A 16,966-nucleotide genomic window follows, 5' to 3' on the forward strand; every position below is an offset into this window, starting at 1 on the left:
CATTTCGATGCGTATCATGAAAGACCTTCAGGGCCGCGATGCGGCCCTGATTGTTGGCGTAACACTGATCGTGGCGGTTCTGTCGCTTCTGCCGATGGGCAGGCTGCTGGTGGAGCTTGTTGCGCCGCAGGGGCAGTTTTCGACATCGGTTCTGGTTGAGACGCTGGGCAGCCAGTCGACATGGATTGCAACGTGGCATTCCCTGCAAATCGGCATTGGCGGCACATTGCTGGCACTTGCCTTCGGCATTGCCGCGGCCTTGCTGGTGGGTCTCACCAATATGCGCGGGCGCAATGTCTTCGTACTTTTCTATGTAACGCCGCTGTTGATCGCACCGCAGGTAACGGCGCTGGCCTGGCTCCAGCTGTTCGGGCCGTCGAGCCAGTTTCTGAAACTCCTCGGCATGGCTCCGCCACTTGGCAGCCGCAATCCGCTCTATTCCGTTTGGGGCATTATCTTTCTGCTCGGCGTGCAATATGGGCCGCTGGTTTTCCTCATCGTGCGGGCAGGCTTGCGCAAACTGCCGCGTGAACTGGTCGAGGCCGGTTTGAGCGCAGGTGCGAGCAAATGGACCGTGCTGCGCACCATCATATTGCCGCTGATGACGCCATCGATCATCGGCGCCGCCGCTCTGGCCTTTGTGTCCTGCGTCGGCAATTTCGGCATTCCGGCCTTTCTGGGCATTCCGTCGAATTATCTCGTCCTGCCGACGCTGATCTATCAGCGTCTTGCCGGTGGCGGTCCATCGGTCCTGTCAAGCGTCGCGGTTCTGTCGGTGCTGATCGGGCTGATCGCCATGGCGGGCATCGCAGCGCAGGATTATGCGTCGCGCAGGCGCGATTTCCGCATCGTTTCCACATCGCTGCCCGCAGCACCTTTCGCGCTCGGCCCGTGGCGTCTGCTGGCCGAAGTTGTGGCATGGCTGATGATTGTCGTCGTGCTCGCACTGCCATTGATCGGGTTGACGCTTTCGGCGCTGGTTCCGGCCTATGGTGTGCCTCTGACCTTCGCCACCGCGACATTCGAAAATTTCCGCTTCGTGCTCATGGAGCATGGCGGCGCGGCGCGCGCCTTCGGCAACAGCATCCTGTTGTCGCTGATTGCAGCACTTTTTGCCGTTTTGATCGCCGTGCCGCTCGCCTATATGCTGGCCTGGCGGAAGCGGCGCTGGACCCCGGTGCTCAATTTCGCAGCCGAGCTGCCCTATGCTCTTCCCGGCGTCGTGCTGGCGATTGCCTGTCTGCTGCTGTTCCTGAAACCGCTGCCTGTGATCGGCGTCAGCCTGTACAACACGCTCTGGATCATCCTGTTCGCCTATCTCGCGCGGTTCTTCGTGCTGGCGCTGCGGCCAACGGTTGCTGGTCTGCACCAGATCGACCGGGCGATGGAGGAAGCGGCACGCATTGCGGGCGCAGGGCTTTTCTATCGGCTGCGCACGATTATATTTCCTCTTGTCGCACCGGCGACGCTTGCTGGCGGCGTGCTCATCTTCATGACCGCGTTTTGCGAGCTGACGGTTTCGGCGCTTCTCTGGGCGTCGGGATCGGAAACGCTGGGTGTGGTGATGTTTTCTTTCGAACAGGCGGGTGATTCCGCCTATGCGGCTGCCTTATCCATTGTGGCCGTTGCGGTGACATTCATGCTGATGCTTGCAACAAATCTGTTTGCGCGGCGTCTTCCAAACGGAGTCCTGCCATGGCGCGACTGAAGATCGACCAGGTATCCAAGACGTTCAACGGGTTTCAGGCGCTGTCCGGCGTGACACTGGATGTGAATGACGGCGAGTTCGTTGCCATTCTCGGACCTTCCGGCTGCGGCAAGACCACGCTTCTGCGCATGATTGCGGGTTTCGAGGAAGTTGACGGCGGTGAAATCAACATCGGCGATAAGCGCGTCTCCCATGTAAGCGGCAACGTGCCGCCGGAAAAGCGACAGGTCGGCATCGTCTTCCAGAATTATGCGCTCTGGCCGCATATGACCGTGGCGGAAAATGTCGGCTACAGTCTGCGCGTGGCCAAGGTCGCCAGGGCCGAGCGGGAACGCCGGGTGCAAGAAGCGCTGGCGCTGGTCGATCTCGACGGTTTCGGTGATCGTCGTCCCGCCAACCTCTCCGGCGGGCAACGCCAGCGCGTGGCGCTCGCCCGCTGTCTGGTGGCGGCGCCGTCGCTGGTGCTGTTTGATGAGCCGCTCGCCAATCTTGACGTGCATCTGCGCGCCTCGATGGAAGACGAATTCGCCGCCTTCCACAAGCGCACCGGCACGACGATCATCTACATCACCCATGATCAGGCGGAAGCCATGGCGCTCGCCGATCGCATCGCGGTGCTGGATCACGGCAAGCTTCAGCAGTTCGATACGCCGCGAAAGCTCTATGAAGAACCTGCCAGTGAAATGGTGGCCTCCTTCATCGCCCATGGCATGGTTCTGCCTGCCGAAGTCGTGTCTTTTGCGCAAGCGGGCCATTGCGAAGCGCTGGTGCTGGGCAGCCGCGCGCAGGTGCGGTGTTCGGGCATTGAAATGCCGCGCGCCAATGCACAGCTCTGCGTGCGGGCTGCCGATCTGAAACTCACCGAAACCGGTGGAATTCCGGTCCGCGTGAAGCGTTCCGTCTATCGCGGCGGCGGTTCGCGCATTGAGGCCGAAGTCATCAACAAGCCGGAAATTGCGCTGCACTTTGAAGTGCGCGATCCGGTTCGGCTGGAAGAGGGCGACGAGGTACGCATCGCGATCTGCGGCGGCTGGATCATCCCGACCGAAGATATGCCGGTGAGAAAAGCTTCAACCGGCTTTCCAATCGGCAATAAAATCTGACACTAACCAAAACATGTAAGTCTTCTTGTGAGAAGCGAGGTTGCCATATAAGCTCCGGCTAATATTTTTGCTGGAGGGGAGATGGCGGCAGCCCGTTTTTCCAATATTGATGGCTTGCGTGCGATAGCCGCAACATCAGTTGTGTTTCATCACTTCTTCGCCGATATACTGCATCACGCGACCTATAAGGACACGCCGTTATTCGGCATATTTATGTCCTTGGTCACAAGCTTCGACTTTGGCCGTTTCGGCGTGGTTCTGTTCTTTCTGATCAGCGGTTTCGTCGTGCCGTTCAGCATCAGGAGCGGCAATAAGGGCGAGCATCCGATCCGGCGGTTTGCCATCGGGCGCTTCTTCCGCCTTTATCCGGCTTTCTGGCTGTCACTGGCTTGCATGTGGGCCTATCTGACGTTCACGGGTGACAGTCCGGAGCTGAAAACGCTGGCCGCCAATGTGACCATGGCGGCAAATATGTTCGGCCAGCCCTGGCTGTCGGGTGTGTACTGGACGCTCTTCATCGAGCTTGCCTTCTATATCCTGATCGCGCTGGCTTTCATGGCGGGTATCTTGCGTCAACCGCTGATGATCTTGGCTGCCGGGCTGTTGCTGGCGGCTTCCACCGGCGTGCCATTCATGCTGCGCTCGTTCGGCATCAATTTGCCGGTGATCTATATCGGGCTGCATTTGTCGTTTCTCTTTTGCGGCTTGCTTTTGCGTCTCGCCGTTATCGAAAAGGCGCCGCATGCGGTCTGGACCGCGCTGGTGCTGGCCGTCGTGCAGATGAGCATTATCGGTTCGATTGGTGATTTCTCGCTGGCCCGGAACGACACATTCTTCATCGTCGGCAAGTTTCCGGTCATCGCGGCCTATATTGCGGCCTATGCGGTTTTTCTGCTGTCACTCTGGACCATGCGCCCGAAATCCGAAATTTTGGCAGCGACGGGCGAGATCAGCTATTCAATCTATCTCTTTCACGTGCCGGTGTTCTGGACGATCTTTCTGTTCCTGCCGCCGACCGGCTTGTGGAGTGACCTGATAACGATGGTGCTCTGCGTGGTGGCTGCCTTTGCCGTTTCCAGCCTGACCTATCGTTTTGTCGAAAAGCCGATGATTGCCGTTGGCCGCCGGTTTGCGGGGCAGGCAAAACGCCCGATGCCGCAGGTGCAAAACTGAACGGCCTTCACGCGGGTGGTGAAGGCCGTCTGGTTCTTATTTCTTCTTCATCGCTTCCAGCAGTGCAGCGCCGAAACCGCCCGTTGAAGGCTGTTCCTGCTTGCGCTGCGGCGTGAAGTTTTTGGCAGGCCTTGGATCGCGTTGCGCATTGTTGCGCGGAGCAGGGGCTTCGCCACCATCTTTGCGCATGGAAAGACCGATACGCTTGCGCGGCACATCCACTTCCACCACACGCACCTTCACCACATCGCCCGCTTTCACCACTTCATGCGGGTCCTTGATGAAGCGGTCTGCAAGCTGCGAGACGTGGACAAGACCGTCCTGATGCACGCCGATATCCACGAAAGCGCCGAAGGCAGCCACATTGGTCACGGTGCCTTCCAGCATCATGCCGGGCTTCAGGTCCTTGATGTCGTCGATACCATCGGCGAAGGTTGCGGTCTTGAATTCCGGACGCGGATCGCGGCCGGGCTTGTCCAGCTCGGCAATGATGTCGCGCACGGTCGGTAGGCCGAAGCGTTCATCCACGAAAACCCGCGGGTCGAGGCTTTTCAGCGCCACGCTGTCGCCCATCAACGAGCGCACATCGCGACCGCATGCGGCAACGATCTTCTTCGCCACGCCATAGGCCTCCGGGTGAACCGATGAAGCGTCGAGCGGCTCGCTCCCGTTCGGAATGCGCAGGAAGCCCGCGCATTGCTCGAAAGTGCGGTTGCCAAGACGCGCGACTTTGAGCAGTTCCTTGCGGTTTTTGAAGGCGCCTTCGGCATCGCGATGGGCCACAATGGCCTCGGCGATGGATGTGCCAAGCCCCGACACGCGGGCAAGCAGCGAGGCGGAGGCCGTGTTGAGATCGACGCCGACCGCATTCACAGCGTCTTCCACCACGGCATCGAGTGCGCGGGCAAGGCGTATCTGATCGACGTCATGCTGATACTGGCCGACGCCGATGGATTTAGGCTCGATCTTGACGAGTTCGGCCAGCGGGTCCTGCAAGCGGCGTGCAATGGAAACCGCACCGCGCAGCGAAACGTCCAGCTGCGGAAATTCCGAGGCGGCAGCTGCCGATGCCGAATAGACCGAAGCGCCCGCTTCCGACACGATGACTTTCAGCGGTTTTGGCGCTGGCATGTCCGACAGCATGTCTACGACGAGACGTTCCGTCTCGCGGCTACCGGTGCCGTTGCCGATCGCGATGAGTTCAATCTTGTGCTTGCGAACAAGGCTGGCGAGTTCAGCCTGTGTGCCGCGCACATCATTTTTCGGCGGGAAGGGGTAGACCGTGGTCGTGTCGAGCAGCTTGCCCGTGCCATCGACCACTGCCACCTTGACGCCGGTGCGGATGCCCGGGTCGAGGCCCATCGTGGCACGCGAACCGGCAGGTGCGGCCAGCAACAGGTCTTTCAGATTGCGGGCGAAAACATTGATCGCTTCTTCTTCGGCACGCTCGCGCAGGTCACGCATCAGGTCGAGAGACAGTGAGAGCGAAAGCTTCACGCGCCATGCCCAGCCCGCCACTTCCATCAGCCAGCGGTCGCCCGGCAGCGTGCCGCCGATTGCATAGGCGGCGGCGATCTTGCGCTCGACCGGTTTCACGGGGGAGGTGTCATCGGCATCGATTTCGATGTCGAGCGACAGAAAATCCTCGTTGCGTCCGCGCAGCATGGCAAGCGCACGGTGACCGGCGACATTGGCCCAGCGTTCGAAATGATCGAAATAATCCGAGAATTTCGCGCCTGCTTCCTGCTTGCCGTCGACAACGCGTGAACGCAGCACTGCACGGTCTTTCAGATAGTTACGCAGATTGCCGATCAGCTCGGCATTTTCCGCAAAGCCTTCGGCGATGATGTCGCGCGCGCCATCGAGTGCTGCTTTCACATCGGCGACTTCGCCGGTGACGTAAGACGCGGCGATCTCGGCAGGCACAAGGCGGCGGTCGGTGAGGATCGCCTCGGCCAGAGGTCCAAGGCCGCGCTCACGGGCGATTTCCGCACGGGTGCGGCGCTTCGGCTTATAGGGCAGATAAAGATCTTCCAGTTCGGCCTTGGTCTGGACATTGGCGATCTTCAATTCCAGTTCGGGCGTCAGCTTTTCCTGGCCGCGGATCGATTCCAGTATGGATGTGCGGCGCGCTTCAAGCTCACGCAGATAAGCGAGGCGTTCGGAGAGCTGACGCAGTTGCGTATCGTCGAGCCCGCCGGTGACTTCCTTGCGGTAGCGTGCGACGAAAGGCACGGTCGAACCTTCATCCAGCAAGCCGATGGCGGCCAGTGCCTGCTCCGGCTTTGCGTTGATTTCCGCCGCGATAATTCCGGCAATGCGCTTGCTGTCGTTCGCCATCTTCATTCCAATCTCAAATATTTGCAGCGAACATAGTCGGATGTCCGTTCGGCGCAATCAAGGCGAGGTAGTGGTCCACAGGAAAGGAGAGTTCTTTATTAAGGGCATATATTAGTTATTATTTATTTTTGACATTATATTGCCATTTTCTGTATTGTTTAAATATACTTTATGTTTAATTTTATATTATGGTGATTTTTTGTTAAAAATACTTATAATTTCCTCAGGAATTATTTTATCTACAATTGCCTGGAGTGGAGCGTCGTCTTTGCCTTTTGAAGGTGTTCAAGCGAACGACGAAAACACCTATCTGGAAGATGTACAAGGGCCAGAGGCATTGAATTGGGTTGCCGCCAAGAACGAAGCGACGCTTCAGAGGCTCAGGACGGATCCGCGATATGCGGAATTCGAGGGCTTGTCGAAGGCGTCTGCTGCGGATGCGACACGTATCGCTTATCCTGCTTTCGGCAAGACGGGCGAGCTCCGAAACTTCTGGATGGATGACGTCAATCTGCGCGGACTATGGCGGACGACCAGCCAAGACGATTATTTTAAAGGAAAATATAGCTGGCGCACCATACTCGACATTGACGCTCTGGCCGCCAAAGAAGGGCGTAACTGGACGTTTGCCGGGGCATTGTGCCATCCCTTGCATGAGGACAGGTGTTTGCTGTCCTTTTCGGACGGCGGCAAGGATGCGGTGACGGTTCGCGAGTTCGACAGGGCGACTGGGAAATTTCTGCCGTCCGGTTTCAAGTTGCCTGAAGCCAAGCAGATCGTCAGTTGGGGAGAGGACCTGAACACGGTCTATGTATCCCGTGAATGGGATCAGGGCGATGTGGCCAGTTCCGGTTATGGCTATATAACGAAGGTTTTGCAGCGCGGGCAGTCGCTGGGAGAGGCGCGGGAGATTTTCCGCGGAGAAAAGACGGATATTTCAGCTTATGCCGAAATGTTTTGGGGTGAGACCGATGTCCCTGTTGTACAAATGAATAATCGCGTATTGAGCGGAGACGAAATACTATCTCAGTTTATTTATAACGGTAAAAAGGCAATATTTCCGTTGCCAGTCACGTCGCAGTTCGTCGAACTTTTCCAAGGACAGCTGATTTATCGCTTGAAGGAAGACTGGAAGAGCGCGAGCGGCACAACTTACGTCGCTGACAGCATCGTATCGTTCGATCTGGCGGCGAATGTCGATCACCCGGAAAAGATAGAGCCGGTGAAAGTATTTGTGCCGTCGGAACATCAGGCAATCGGTAACGTATCGAGCACCGAGAATCGCCTGCTCATTGAAGTTCTGTCGGATGTGGTGGGGCAACTCTATTCTCTTCAATTCGAAAAAGGCGCGTGGCATTCGCAACAATTCCAGCTACCGAAGAATGCATCGGTCACTCTATTAAGTACGGATGGTGGATCCGATGAATTATTCCTGACGGTTGAAGGTTTCCTCGAGCCGACAACGCTTTATTGGGCGGATGCGGCTTCGATGGACGTAAAGCTTCTGCAGACGGAGCATGCCGATTTCGATGCCAGCGATATGCAGGTCACCCAAAACTGGGTGTCATCGAAAGACGGAACAAAGATTCCCTATTTCATGGTGTCCAAAAAAGGCATTCCTCTCGATGGCTCCAATCCCACGCTGATTACAGCCTATGGGGGGTTCGAAATTTCATTGACGCCTCACTACCTCGGAACCGTCGGCAAGATGTGGCTCGAAAGGGGTGGGGTTTATGTTCTGCCAAATATTCGCGGCGGCGGCGAGTTTGGCGCCAAATGGCATCGTGCAGGGCTGAAGACCAACAGACAACGTGTCTATGACGACGTTCAGGCCGTGGCTGAAGATCTGATCGCGAGAAAGATCACTTCACCGCGACGGCTTGGTGTTTCTGGCGGCTCGAATGGCGGTCTTATGGCGGGTGTGCAATTGGTCCAGCGACCGGAGCTTTGGAACGCTGTCGTCGTATCGGTACCATTGCTCGACATGGTGCGTTATAACGTACTGTCGGCAGGGGCATCGTGGATAAGTGAATATGGCGATCCGGCGGACCCGGTCGAAGGAGCGTTTCTGCGCTCGATTTCGCCTTATCACAATCTGAAACCGGGAACGCACTATCCCGAACCGTTCTTTATAACATCGCAGGCCGATGATCGCGTTCACCCTGGTCATGCCCGCAAGATGGCGGCAAGGATGGACGCCATGGGGATACCCAATCTGTTCTTCGAGAGCGATGACGGCGGCCACAGCGCCGTGAAAACGTCATGGGAGAATACGGATTCTAATATTTTGCAATGGGTCTATCTGATGCAGAAGCTTATGGACTGACCGGAATTGGTCGCTATTCCGAAACCCGCCCTCGAGGCGGGTTTCTCTTGTTCACGCGCATGTGAACGTCGCGCCTCTTTTTAAATCGGCTTTCAGCGATATCTATATCGTGAAATGACGATATGCATTAGATCAGCGAGGTGATTGCAATGTCGGACGTTCAAGCCGCAGTCTCGGCGATACCCTTGGATGAGATATTCAAGGCACTTGGCAATCCGGTGCGTCTCGAAATTTTGAGCTGGCTCAAAGAGCCGGAGAAACACTTCTCCGCTCAGCACATGTCTTTGGAGATGGGCGTGTGCGCGGGCCAGTTCGAACGGTGCGGTCTTTCCCAGTCCACCGTTTCAGCTCATTTGTCCGTACTGACAAAAGCGGGGCTGATAACGCCCCATCGTGTCGGCCAATGGACGTTCTACAAACGCGACGAAGAGGCGATTGCCGCCTTCATCGCGTCGCTATCCGGTCTTTGACCAGTTCTTCCCGTTTGCCCAACTTTTCCAACTTGCCCAACTTTTCCAACTTGAAGGAAATGCACTATGGCCACCTTGTTTGATCCTGTCACCGTTGGTGATCTGAAGCTTGCCAATCGCGTTGTGATGGCGCCGCTGACGCGCAATCGCTCGCCACGCGCCGTGCCGAACGATCTCAACGTCACCTATTACGAGCAGCGCGCCAGCGCTGGCCTCATCATCACCGAGGCAACGCCAATCAGCCATCAGGGACAGGGCTATGCCGATGTTCCGGGCCTTTATTCGGCCGAGCAGCTCGCTGGCTGGAAGCGCGTGACCGATGCCGTGCACACGGCCGGCGGCAAGATTGTCGTGCAGATGTGGCATGTGGGCCGTATTTCCCACAACACCTTGCAGCCGAATGGCGGCAAGCCGGTCGCCCCTTCGGCGATTATCGCCAAGTCGAAGACCTATCTGGTTCATCCCGATGGCACCGGCGAATTCGCGCCGACCTCCGAGCCGCGCGCGCTGGAAAAGAGCGAGATTGCAGACATCGTCGCCACTTATGCCAAGGCTGCCAAGGATGCGATTGACGTTGCCGGTTTTGACGGTGTCGAAATTCATGCGGCCAATGGCTATCTGATCGACCAGTTCCTGCGTTCGGGCAGCAATCAGCGCACCGACGAATATGGCGGCTCGATTGAAAACCGCGCGCGCTTCCTGTTCGAAGTGGTCGATGCGATCACCAAGACGGTGGATGCAGGCAAGGTCGGTATCCGCCTTTCGCCGGTCACGCCCGCCAATGATGCGTCTGATTCCGATCCGCAGCCATTGTTCGATTATGTCATCGACAAGCTTGCCGCTTACGGCCTTGCCTATGTCCATATTATCGAAGGCGCAACCGGCGGTCCGCGCGACTTTCAGCAGGGCCCGCAGCCTTTCGACTATGCTCACCTGAAGCAGGTCTATCGCGACGCTGGCGGTGATGCGGCCTGGATGGTCAATAATGGCTATGACCGCGAACTGGCCGAGGAAGAAATCGCCAGCGGTCGCGCTGATCTGGTGGCTTTCGGCAAGCCGTTCATTTCCAATCCGGACCTCGTGCGTCGTCTGAAGGAAAATGCGCCGCTCAACGAGCTGGACCAGCAGAACATGTATGGCGGCGGCGCCAAGGGCTATACGGATTATCCGGTGCTCGCCTGATATTGAAAACAGAAAAGCCCGGTCGCGAGACCGGGCTTTTTCTTTGCCAATGTGGGAAGAATGGTCAGAGCCTGGCGCGCGTCGAACGCGGGGTCGCAAGCAGCAGGTTCGTTTCGCTGGCCTTGATGCCGGGCACAAGGCGGATACGGCGCAGTACCGCATCGAAGTCGGTGAGGGTGGCGGCCCCCAATTCAACCACCAGATCGAAACGACCATTGGTGGTGTGGACCGCGGAAATTTCCGAGAAACCGCCCAGCGCCTTGACCACGCGGTCGGCGACATGGCCCTCGATTTCGATCATCATGATGCCGCGCACCGGCAGGTCAACAGCGTCCGAGCGCAGAATAACCGTATAGCCCAGAATATCGCCTGAACGTTCCAGCCGCTCCATGCGCGCACGTATCGTCGCGCGGGAAACGCCAAGATCTATCGCAATGTCGGATATGCTGCGGCGGCCATTATGGCGCAAAAGCGTAATCAGCTTTTCATCCAGATCGTCCATAGTTTCTCCAATTTGAAAAGCCAATCCGACATTCTGATAAACCAAACCGATAAAATTGCCAATCCGGTTGGTTCACATCGCCAAATAAAAATGATGAATCTTGGGGCAATAATCAGAAGGAACCTTGTTTAATGCATTGCAAGATTTTGGGACTACCCGTTCAGGAAGGCACTGGCCGCGCAGGCTGCAATATGGGTCCCGATTCCTACCGCGCCGCAGGCATTGCGGATGCCATCCGCGAGCTTGGTCACGGCTTTACGGATCTCGGCAATCTGGTTCCCAGTCCCGCTCTGGCTGCAAAGGCCCCGCAGGAACATCCGAACCCGGCGATCAAGGCGCTGCCAAGCGCGGTCGCCTGGATTGAGGCGATCAGCGACGCGGCTTTCCGCGAGAGCGAAGAGGGTTTTCCGATTTTCCTCGGCGGCGATCATCTTCTGGCCGCTGGAACGGTTCCGGGCATTGCGCGCCGCGCCGTCGCAAAGGGCCGCAAGCAGTTCGTGCTCTGGCTCGATGCGCATACGGATTTCCACACGCTGGAAACCACAACCAGCGGTAATCTGCATGGAACGCCGGTTGCGTATTACACCGGGCAGAAGGGCTTTGAAGGCTATTTCCCAAAGCTGGAAGCAGCCATCGATCCGCATAATGTCTGCATGCTCGGTATCCGAAGCGTCGATCCGGCGGAACGTCTGGCCATCCAGAAGACCAAGGTCTCGGTTTTCGACATGCGCATGATCGACGAGCACGGTGTGGCCGCCCTGCTGCGCCGTTTCCTCGACCGCGTGAAAGCGGAAGACGGCCTTCTCCATGTCAGCCTCGACGTCGATTTCCTCGATCCATCGGTTGCACCAGCTGTCGGCACCACGGTTCCGGGCGGCGCGACCTTCCGCGAGGCGCATCTCATCATGGAAATGCTGCATGACAGCGCCTTGGTCACGAGCCTCGATCTGGTCGAGCTGAACCCGTTCCTTGATGAACGTGGCCGCACTGCCACCGTCATGGTCGACCTGATGGCGAGCCTTCTGGGCCGCAGCGTCATGGATCGCCCGACGATCAGCTATTAAGGCGCATCATCTGTCTGCGCGTGCCGTTGCTGCGGCCCGAGGCAACAGAATGACGCTCCGATCATTGTATCAATACGCAATGCGTTCCGAAGGTCGTTTCAGTCTTTCGGAGCGTGTTTAAGGAGAATTTGAATGACCCAGCCGAACCTCAACATCGTCCCCTTCGTCAGTGTCGACAACATGATGAAGCTGGTGCTTTCCATCGGCGTCGAGACCTTCCTGAAGGAACTCGCAGATTACGTGGAAGAGGATTTCCGTCGCTGGGAAAATTTCGACAAGACCCCGCGTGTTGCGTCCCACTCCCGCGAAGGCGTGATCGAACTGATGCCGACGAGCGACGGCACGCTCTATGGCTTCAAATATGTCAACGGTCACCCGAAGAACACGCGTGAGGGTCTTCAAACCGTCACGGCTTTTGGCGTTCTGGCTGATGTCGGCAGCGGCTATCCGATGCTCCTGACCGAAATGACCATCCTGACGGCGCTGCGCACGGCTGCCACTTCTGCCGTTGCCGCCAAATATCTAGCGCCGAAGAATGCCCGTACGATGGCGATCATCGGCAATGGCGCGCAGAGCGAATTTCAGGCCATGGCGTTCAAGGCGCTGCTCGGCGTGAACAAGCTTCGCCTTTACGATCTCGACCCGGAAGCGACCGCAAAATGCATGCGCAACCTTGCCCATGCAGGCTTCGACATCGTCGCCTGCAAGTCGGTTGAGGAAGTGGTCGAAGGTGCAGACATCATCACGACTGTGACGGCTGACAAGGCCAACGCCACCATCCTGACCGATAACACGGTTGGCGCTGGCGTCCATATCAATGCGGTCGGCGGCGATTGCCCGGGCAAGACTGAATTGCACGGCGATATTCTGCGCCGCTCCGACATTTTTGTCGAATATCCGCCGCAGACCCGGATTGAAGGTGAAATCCAGCAGCTGCCGGAAGACTATCCGGTCAACGAGCTGTGGGAAGTCATTGCTGGCAAGGCGGAAGGCCGCAAGGACGCACGCCAGATCACGCTGTTTGATTCCGTCGGCTTTGCAACGGAAGATTTTTCGGCGCTGCGTTATGTGCGCGATAAGCTGAAGGATACTGGCCTTTACGAACAGCTCGACCTGCTGGCCGATCCGGATGAGCCGCGCGATCTCTTCGGCATGCTGCTGCGTCACGAAAAGCAGCTGGAAGCGGATAAGTCGAAGCCTGCCGCCTGATAGGCCGATTGATTAAAGCGGACGGCGCGCATGACGCGGGGCGGCGATACGCCCCGCTTGCGTTGCAATGGCCATCTCAAAACTGTCGGCGATACGCCTAGCGCGGTCGATGAAAATGATCGCCGCTTCCGCAGGATAAATCTCGCGTGCGGTTTGCTCGAACAAGGCAAGCCAGCGGTCGAAGTGCTCGCCCTTCAGATTGAGCTTCAGATGCGGCGCCATGGGCCGCCCGTCATAACCGCCGGTCCTCAAGATGACCGACGACCAGAATTGCGCAATCTGCGCAATATGATGATCCCAGTCATGCACGGCCTCCGCAAAAATAGGCCCGAGCAGCTCATCCTCCCGTGCCCGTCCATAGAATGTGGTCACCAGTTCCTGAATGGAAGCGGGGTCTATCGATGGATGCGGCTGGTTGATGAGCAGGGTCATGGCGAGGCTTTCAGGGTTGTTCCAGCCCGGATATAGGCGCTCGCCTTCCGCTTATCCAGCGCAGCTTTGCCGCATCCGTGCTCTATTCCTCGGAGCGGCCCGTATTCTCGCGGTCACGTTCATAGTGGTTTTTGAGCGGAAAGGGCGGCAACCAGCTCTCGCGGCGGATCGTCCAAAGCTCGTAGGTCGGCACGAATTGATCAGTGGCGTCCAGTGAGCCCAGATTGACCTCGATCTCATCGCCAGAACGGCCAAAGACTGTGGAACCGCAGCGCGGGCAGAAATGCCGTCCAGCATAGTCACGCGTCTCGCCACTAACCGTCACAGCATTTTCGGGAAATATCGCCGATGCGTGAAACAGCGCTCCGTGATGTTTGCGACAGTCGAGACAGTGGCAGAGGCCAACCCGATAGGGACGTCCTCGGGTCACAAACCGGACATTGCCGCACAGGCAGCCACCCGCAGACTGTTCCATGTGTTTCCTCCTCAATTCAGCAATCAAGCTCTCTATGATGAACTGCTCTTTTAGTAATTCAACCGGCGAAATGACTTTCTAAATCTTGAATTGCTGACGGTTTGAATTGCATTCGAATCTGGCTCTATCACTACGGTTGAGCAGAGCCGGAGGGCTGATATTGCCCGTTGAGGAATTTTTATGCGCAACGATCTGTATTGATCGCTTATGGTAAATTTCTGATGGCACCGTTATTTATTGAAAGAAATCAATAGTTTTCATGTTGTTAAATAGTTTAATCTAATATCTGTTTATCTGTTATAAACATCTGGCTTGATCTACTGTGAATTTAAGTATTGCTCATCAAAATAAATTAGTTTCTTAATGGCCTGAGAGCTTCCAATGCAATGAACTGAGGGGTTTAGATGCATTCTGGTGTTCGCGGGTTGACGGCCGCCCAATTACTTTCCACGACAGCGCTTTTCACGGTTGGCGTTGTGCTTCTGCACACTGGTAGCGCCCAGGCTGCATGTTCGTTTTCACCGACAGCTGGCGACGATGTTTTCATCTGCGATAGCGGCGCGTCCGCAGGCGGGTTGACCGACACAACGGGCAACAACACGCTCCTGCTGCCGGAAGGCGGCACCGGCACGGTCAACGGCAATGTGACCTTTGGTGCCGGGACGGACCGCATCGAGGTGCATTCCGGATCGATTATCGGCAATGTCGATCAGGGAAGCGGCGCGGATGCCTTTGTCATTACCGGCGGCTCGGTGACGGGTAATGTCCAGCAGGGCGCGGGTATCGACGATTTCCAGATGACTGGGGGCCAGATCGGATCACTCAATCAGGGTGACGCGCGCGACACGTTTTTCATGTCGGGCGGGCGGATTGTCGACGCCTTTGAAGATGGCGACTACGCCGTCATGACCGGCGGTCAGATCGGTCGCGTCGATATGAAGCTCGACAAGAACTACTTCAATATGTCGGGCGGTATCATCGACCGCAATTTGGTGACGGGCTTCGACACTGATACGATCATCATTTCCAACGGCAGCATTGGCGGCAATATCAGCGTCAGCGGTGGCGCGGACAGTGTGACGATCACCGGCGGCACGATTGGCGGCAATGTTCTCATGAGCGTCGGCAATGATCAGTTCACCTGGAACGGCGGCGGCGTCGTGAATGGCTTTGTCGATCTCGGCGGGGACGACGACGTTGCAGTGCTCGCCAATCTGACCGATGCCAATATCGGCGCAACACCGCGCATCACGGGCGGTGTGGGGATCGACAGCCTGACATTCGACAATGTTGTGGCAGGCCAGGTCAGCCGCTTCGACAGTTGGGAAACGGTCAATCTCACCAACAATACGCGCATGACCTTCGATGCGCCGTTTACGCTGGGCGACAGCGGCACGGGCACCGGCGCGCTCAATATCGATGCGACAAGCACTATTCTGGGCGGCGCTGCACAATCGAGCATCGTACCGTTCACGGCGGGCCAACTGGCCAGTGTGGTCAATGCGGGCCGCATCGATTTGACAAGTGGTGGCTCCAGCACAACCGACAGTCTTACAATCACAGGCAACTATGCTGGACAGAACGGTTTGTTGCTCATTGACACGGTGCTGGCAGGCGACGGCTCGCCCTCCGACAAGCTGGTGATCGACAGTGGCGCCGCTTCCGGTAACACCACAATCGAGGTGAATAATGTCGGCGGCGCGGGCGCAAGGACCGCTACCGATGGGATTATGGTGGTACAGGCGCTCAATGGGGCAACCACGACTGCGGGCGCCTTTGCGCTGAACGAGCCTCTCGCGGCGGGTGCTTACCAATATTACCTGTTCAAGGGCGGGGTCTCTGCCAATACGGCTGAAAACTGGTATCTGCGCTCGACAATCGTGCAGGGAATTACGCCGACCGCACCTGTGGTGCCAACGCCAGTGCCGCTTCCCGCTCCGGGTGTTGCCCCGCCTTCTGCGGATGCGACGCCGGTTGAAGGCGATGTCATCAATCTCTACCGCGAAGAAGTGCCGGTCTATTCCGCGCTGCCGCCGGTCGCGCATCATCTGGCGCTGACCACACTTGGCACGTTCCATGAGCGCCGGGGCGAACAGGACCTGCTCGAAAGCGGCGGCTATCTGCCATCAAGCTGGGTTCGGGTTTTCGGGCAGGATGTCGACATGAAGTGGAAGGGTACGGTTGCGCCCGGTGTCGATGGCAGTCTCCTTGGTGTTCAGGCCGGGCAGGATCTGTTCGGTTATGAATCGGCCAGCGGCCATTTCGACCGCTTCGGCGTCTTCTTCGGTTATGCGCGCGCCACGGGCGACATTACCGGTCAGGCGCTTGGCTGGAACGATCTTGCAGTTGGCGATATGGACGTTTCGGGCACCAGCTTCGGCGGTTACTGGACGCATATCGGTCCGCAGGGCTGGTATCTCGATGCCGTGTTGATGGGGACATGGTTCGACGGCAGCGTCAGCTCCAACGCGCAGCAAAGCATTGATGTCGGCGGTCATGGTGTGACGGCCTCGCTGGAAGGCGGCTATCCGGTAGCGCTGGGCGGAAACTGGACGCTGGAGCCACAGGCGCAACTGATCTGGCAGCATCTGTCGCTCGATGATCAGGCAGACAGCTATTCCACAGTCACATTTGATAGCGACAATGCATGGACCGGCCGTGTCGGCATGCGGTTGCAGGGCATGCAAGACACGTCGTTCGGCAAGCTGCGCCCCTATCTGAAGGCCAATCTCTGGCAGAATTTTTCATCGGATCAGGTCGTCATCTTTGGCACCGATCCTATCACCACGAATTTGAAGGGAACCTCGCTGGAAGTGGGCGGCGGGGTGACTGTCGACATTACGGAAAAGGCCAGTCTTTTTGCGACAGCCGACTACACGACCAACCTCGGAGGGGAGCGAGCGCGTATCTGGGAAGGCAATATTGGACTGAATGTAAAATGGTAATTTTAGAGCACATCCCGAAAAGTGTGAAACGGTTTTC

Annotated in this window: 13 protein-coding genes; 9 read left to right on the forward strand and 4 right to left on the reverse strand. The window is 57.4% G+C overall.

Annotated elements, in window-relative coordinates; all coding sequences use genetic code 11:
- The first annotated feature begins 7 nt into the window (after nucleotides 1–7).
- The 3 genes from FHW03_RS12300 (at nucleotide 8) to FHW03_RS12310 (ending at nucleotide 3,984) form a co-directional block, all read left to right on the forward strand.
- Complete coding sequence (locus FHW03_RS12300; RefSeq protein WP_182520907.1) at nucleotides 8–1,708, forward strand: iron ABC transporter permease; 1,701 nt, start codon at nucleotides 8–10, stop codon at nucleotides 1,706–1,708.
- On the forward strand, nucleotides 1,696–2,811 hold the full coding sequence (locus tag FHW03_RS12305) for an ABC transporter ATP-binding protein (protein ID WP_182520908.1): 1,116 nt from the start codon (nucleotides 1,696–1,698) through the stop codon (nucleotides 2,809–2,811). The genes FHW03_RS12300 and FHW03_RS12305 overlap by 13 nt, the downstream gene beginning before the upstream one ends.
- Nucleotides 2,812–2,892: 81 nt before the next feature.
- Nucleotides 2,893–3,984: an acyltransferase gene (locus FHW03_RS12310; RefSeq protein ID WP_182520909.1), complete on the forward strand. Its 1,092-nt coding sequence runs from the start codon at nucleotides 2,893–2,895 to the stop codon at nucleotides 3,982–3,984.
- A 36-nt stretch (nucleotides 3,985–4,020) separates the two neighbouring features.
- On the opposite strand, the gene FHW03_RS12315 is transcribed toward FHW03_RS12310, so the two are convergent.
- Nucleotides 4,021–6,324: a Tex family protein gene (locus tag FHW03_RS12315; protein ID WP_182520910.1), complete on the reverse strand. Its 2,304-nt coding sequence runs from the start codon at nucleotides 6,322–6,324 to the stop codon at nucleotides 4,021–4,023.
- A 139-nt stretch (nucleotides 6,325–6,463) separates the two neighbouring features.
- Here FHW03_RS12315 and FHW03_RS12320 point away from each other — a divergent pair, with 139 nt between their 5' ends.
- The 3 genes from FHW03_RS12320 to FHW03_RS12330 all read left to right on the forward strand — a co-directional run bounded on the left by FHW03_RS12320 (nucleotide 6,464) and on the right by FHW03_RS12330 (nucleotide 10,302).
- On the forward strand, nucleotides 6,464–8,650 hold the full coding sequence (locus FHW03_RS12320; RefSeq protein ID WP_182520911.1) for a prolyl oligopeptidase family serine peptidase: 2,187 nt from the start codon (nucleotides 6,464–6,466) through the stop codon (nucleotides 8,648–8,650).
- A 149-nt stretch (nucleotides 8,651–8,799) separates the two neighbouring features.
- Complete coding sequence (locus tag FHW03_RS12325) at nucleotides 8,800–9,120, forward strand: metalloregulator ArsR/SmtB family transcription factor (RefSeq protein WP_182520912.1); 321 nt, start codon at nucleotides 8,800–8,802, stop codon at nucleotides 9,118–9,120.
- Nucleotides 9,121–9,186: 66 nt separating this feature from the next.
- Nucleotides 9,187–10,302, forward strand: coding sequence for an alkene reductase (locus FHW03_RS12330; protein WP_182520913.1), 1,116 nt, complete (start codon nucleotides 9,187–9,189; stop codon nucleotides 10,300–10,302).
- Between the two features lie 64 nt (nucleotides 10,303–10,366).
- Here the strand turns inward: FHW03_RS12330 and FHW03_RS12335 are convergent, their stop codons facing one another.
- Nucleotides 10,367–10,804 (reverse strand): Lrp/AsnC family transcriptional regulator, encoded by a 438-nt coding sequence (locus FHW03_RS12335; RefSeq protein WP_078338814.1) that lies wholly within the window; start codon nucleotides 10,802–10,804, stop codon nucleotides 10,367–10,369.
- A 131-nt stretch (nucleotides 10,805–10,935) separates the two neighbouring features.
- Between FHW03_RS12335 and rocF the strand changes: the two genes are divergently transcribed.
- Together rocF and FHW03_RS12345 are read left to right on the forward strand one after the other, a co-directional pair.
- Nucleotides 10,936–11,868: an arginase gene (gene rocF / locus FHW03_RS12340; RefSeq protein ID WP_182520914.1), complete on the forward strand. Its 933-nt coding sequence runs from the start codon at nucleotides 10,936–10,938 to the stop codon at nucleotides 11,866–11,868.
- A 132-nt stretch (nucleotides 11,869–12,000) separates the two neighbouring features.
- Nucleotides 12,001–13,077, forward strand: coding sequence for an ornithine cyclodeaminase (locus FHW03_RS12345; RefSeq protein ID WP_078338812.1), 1,077 nt, complete (start codon nucleotides 12,001–12,003; stop codon nucleotides 13,075–13,077).
- 12 nt (nucleotides 13,078–13,089) lie between these two features.
- Here FHW03_RS12345 and FHW03_RS12350 read toward each other — a convergent pair whose 3' ends face one another.
- Nucleotides 13,090–13,509: a group III truncated hemoglobin gene (locus FHW03_RS12350; protein ID WP_182520915.1), complete on the reverse strand. Its 420-nt coding sequence runs from the start codon at nucleotides 13,507–13,509 to the stop codon at nucleotides 13,090–13,092.
- 82 nt (nucleotides 13,510–13,591) lie between these two features.
- Nucleotides 13,592–13,984, reverse strand: a complete 393-nt coding sequence (locus FHW03_RS12355) for a GFA family protein (RefSeq protein ID WP_182520916.1) — start codon at nucleotides 13,982–13,984, stop codon at nucleotides 13,592–13,594.
- A 404-nt stretch (nucleotides 13,985–14,388) separates the two neighbouring features.
- Between FHW03_RS12355 and FHW03_RS12360 the strand changes: the two genes are divergently transcribed.
- Entirely contained in the window at nucleotides 14,389–16,929 is a 2,541-nt protein-coding gene (locus tag FHW03_RS12360) for an autotransporter outer membrane beta-barrel domain-containing protein (RefSeq protein ID WP_182520917.1), read from the forward strand.
- The last annotated feature ends 37 nt before the right edge of the window (nucleotides 16,930–16,966 follow it).

The sequence above is a fragment of the Ochrobactrum sp. RH2CCR150 genome (assembly GCA_014138095.1).
Lineage (GTDB): Bacteria > Pseudomonadota > Alphaproteobacteria > Rhizobiales > Rhizobiaceae > Brucella > Brucella gambitense.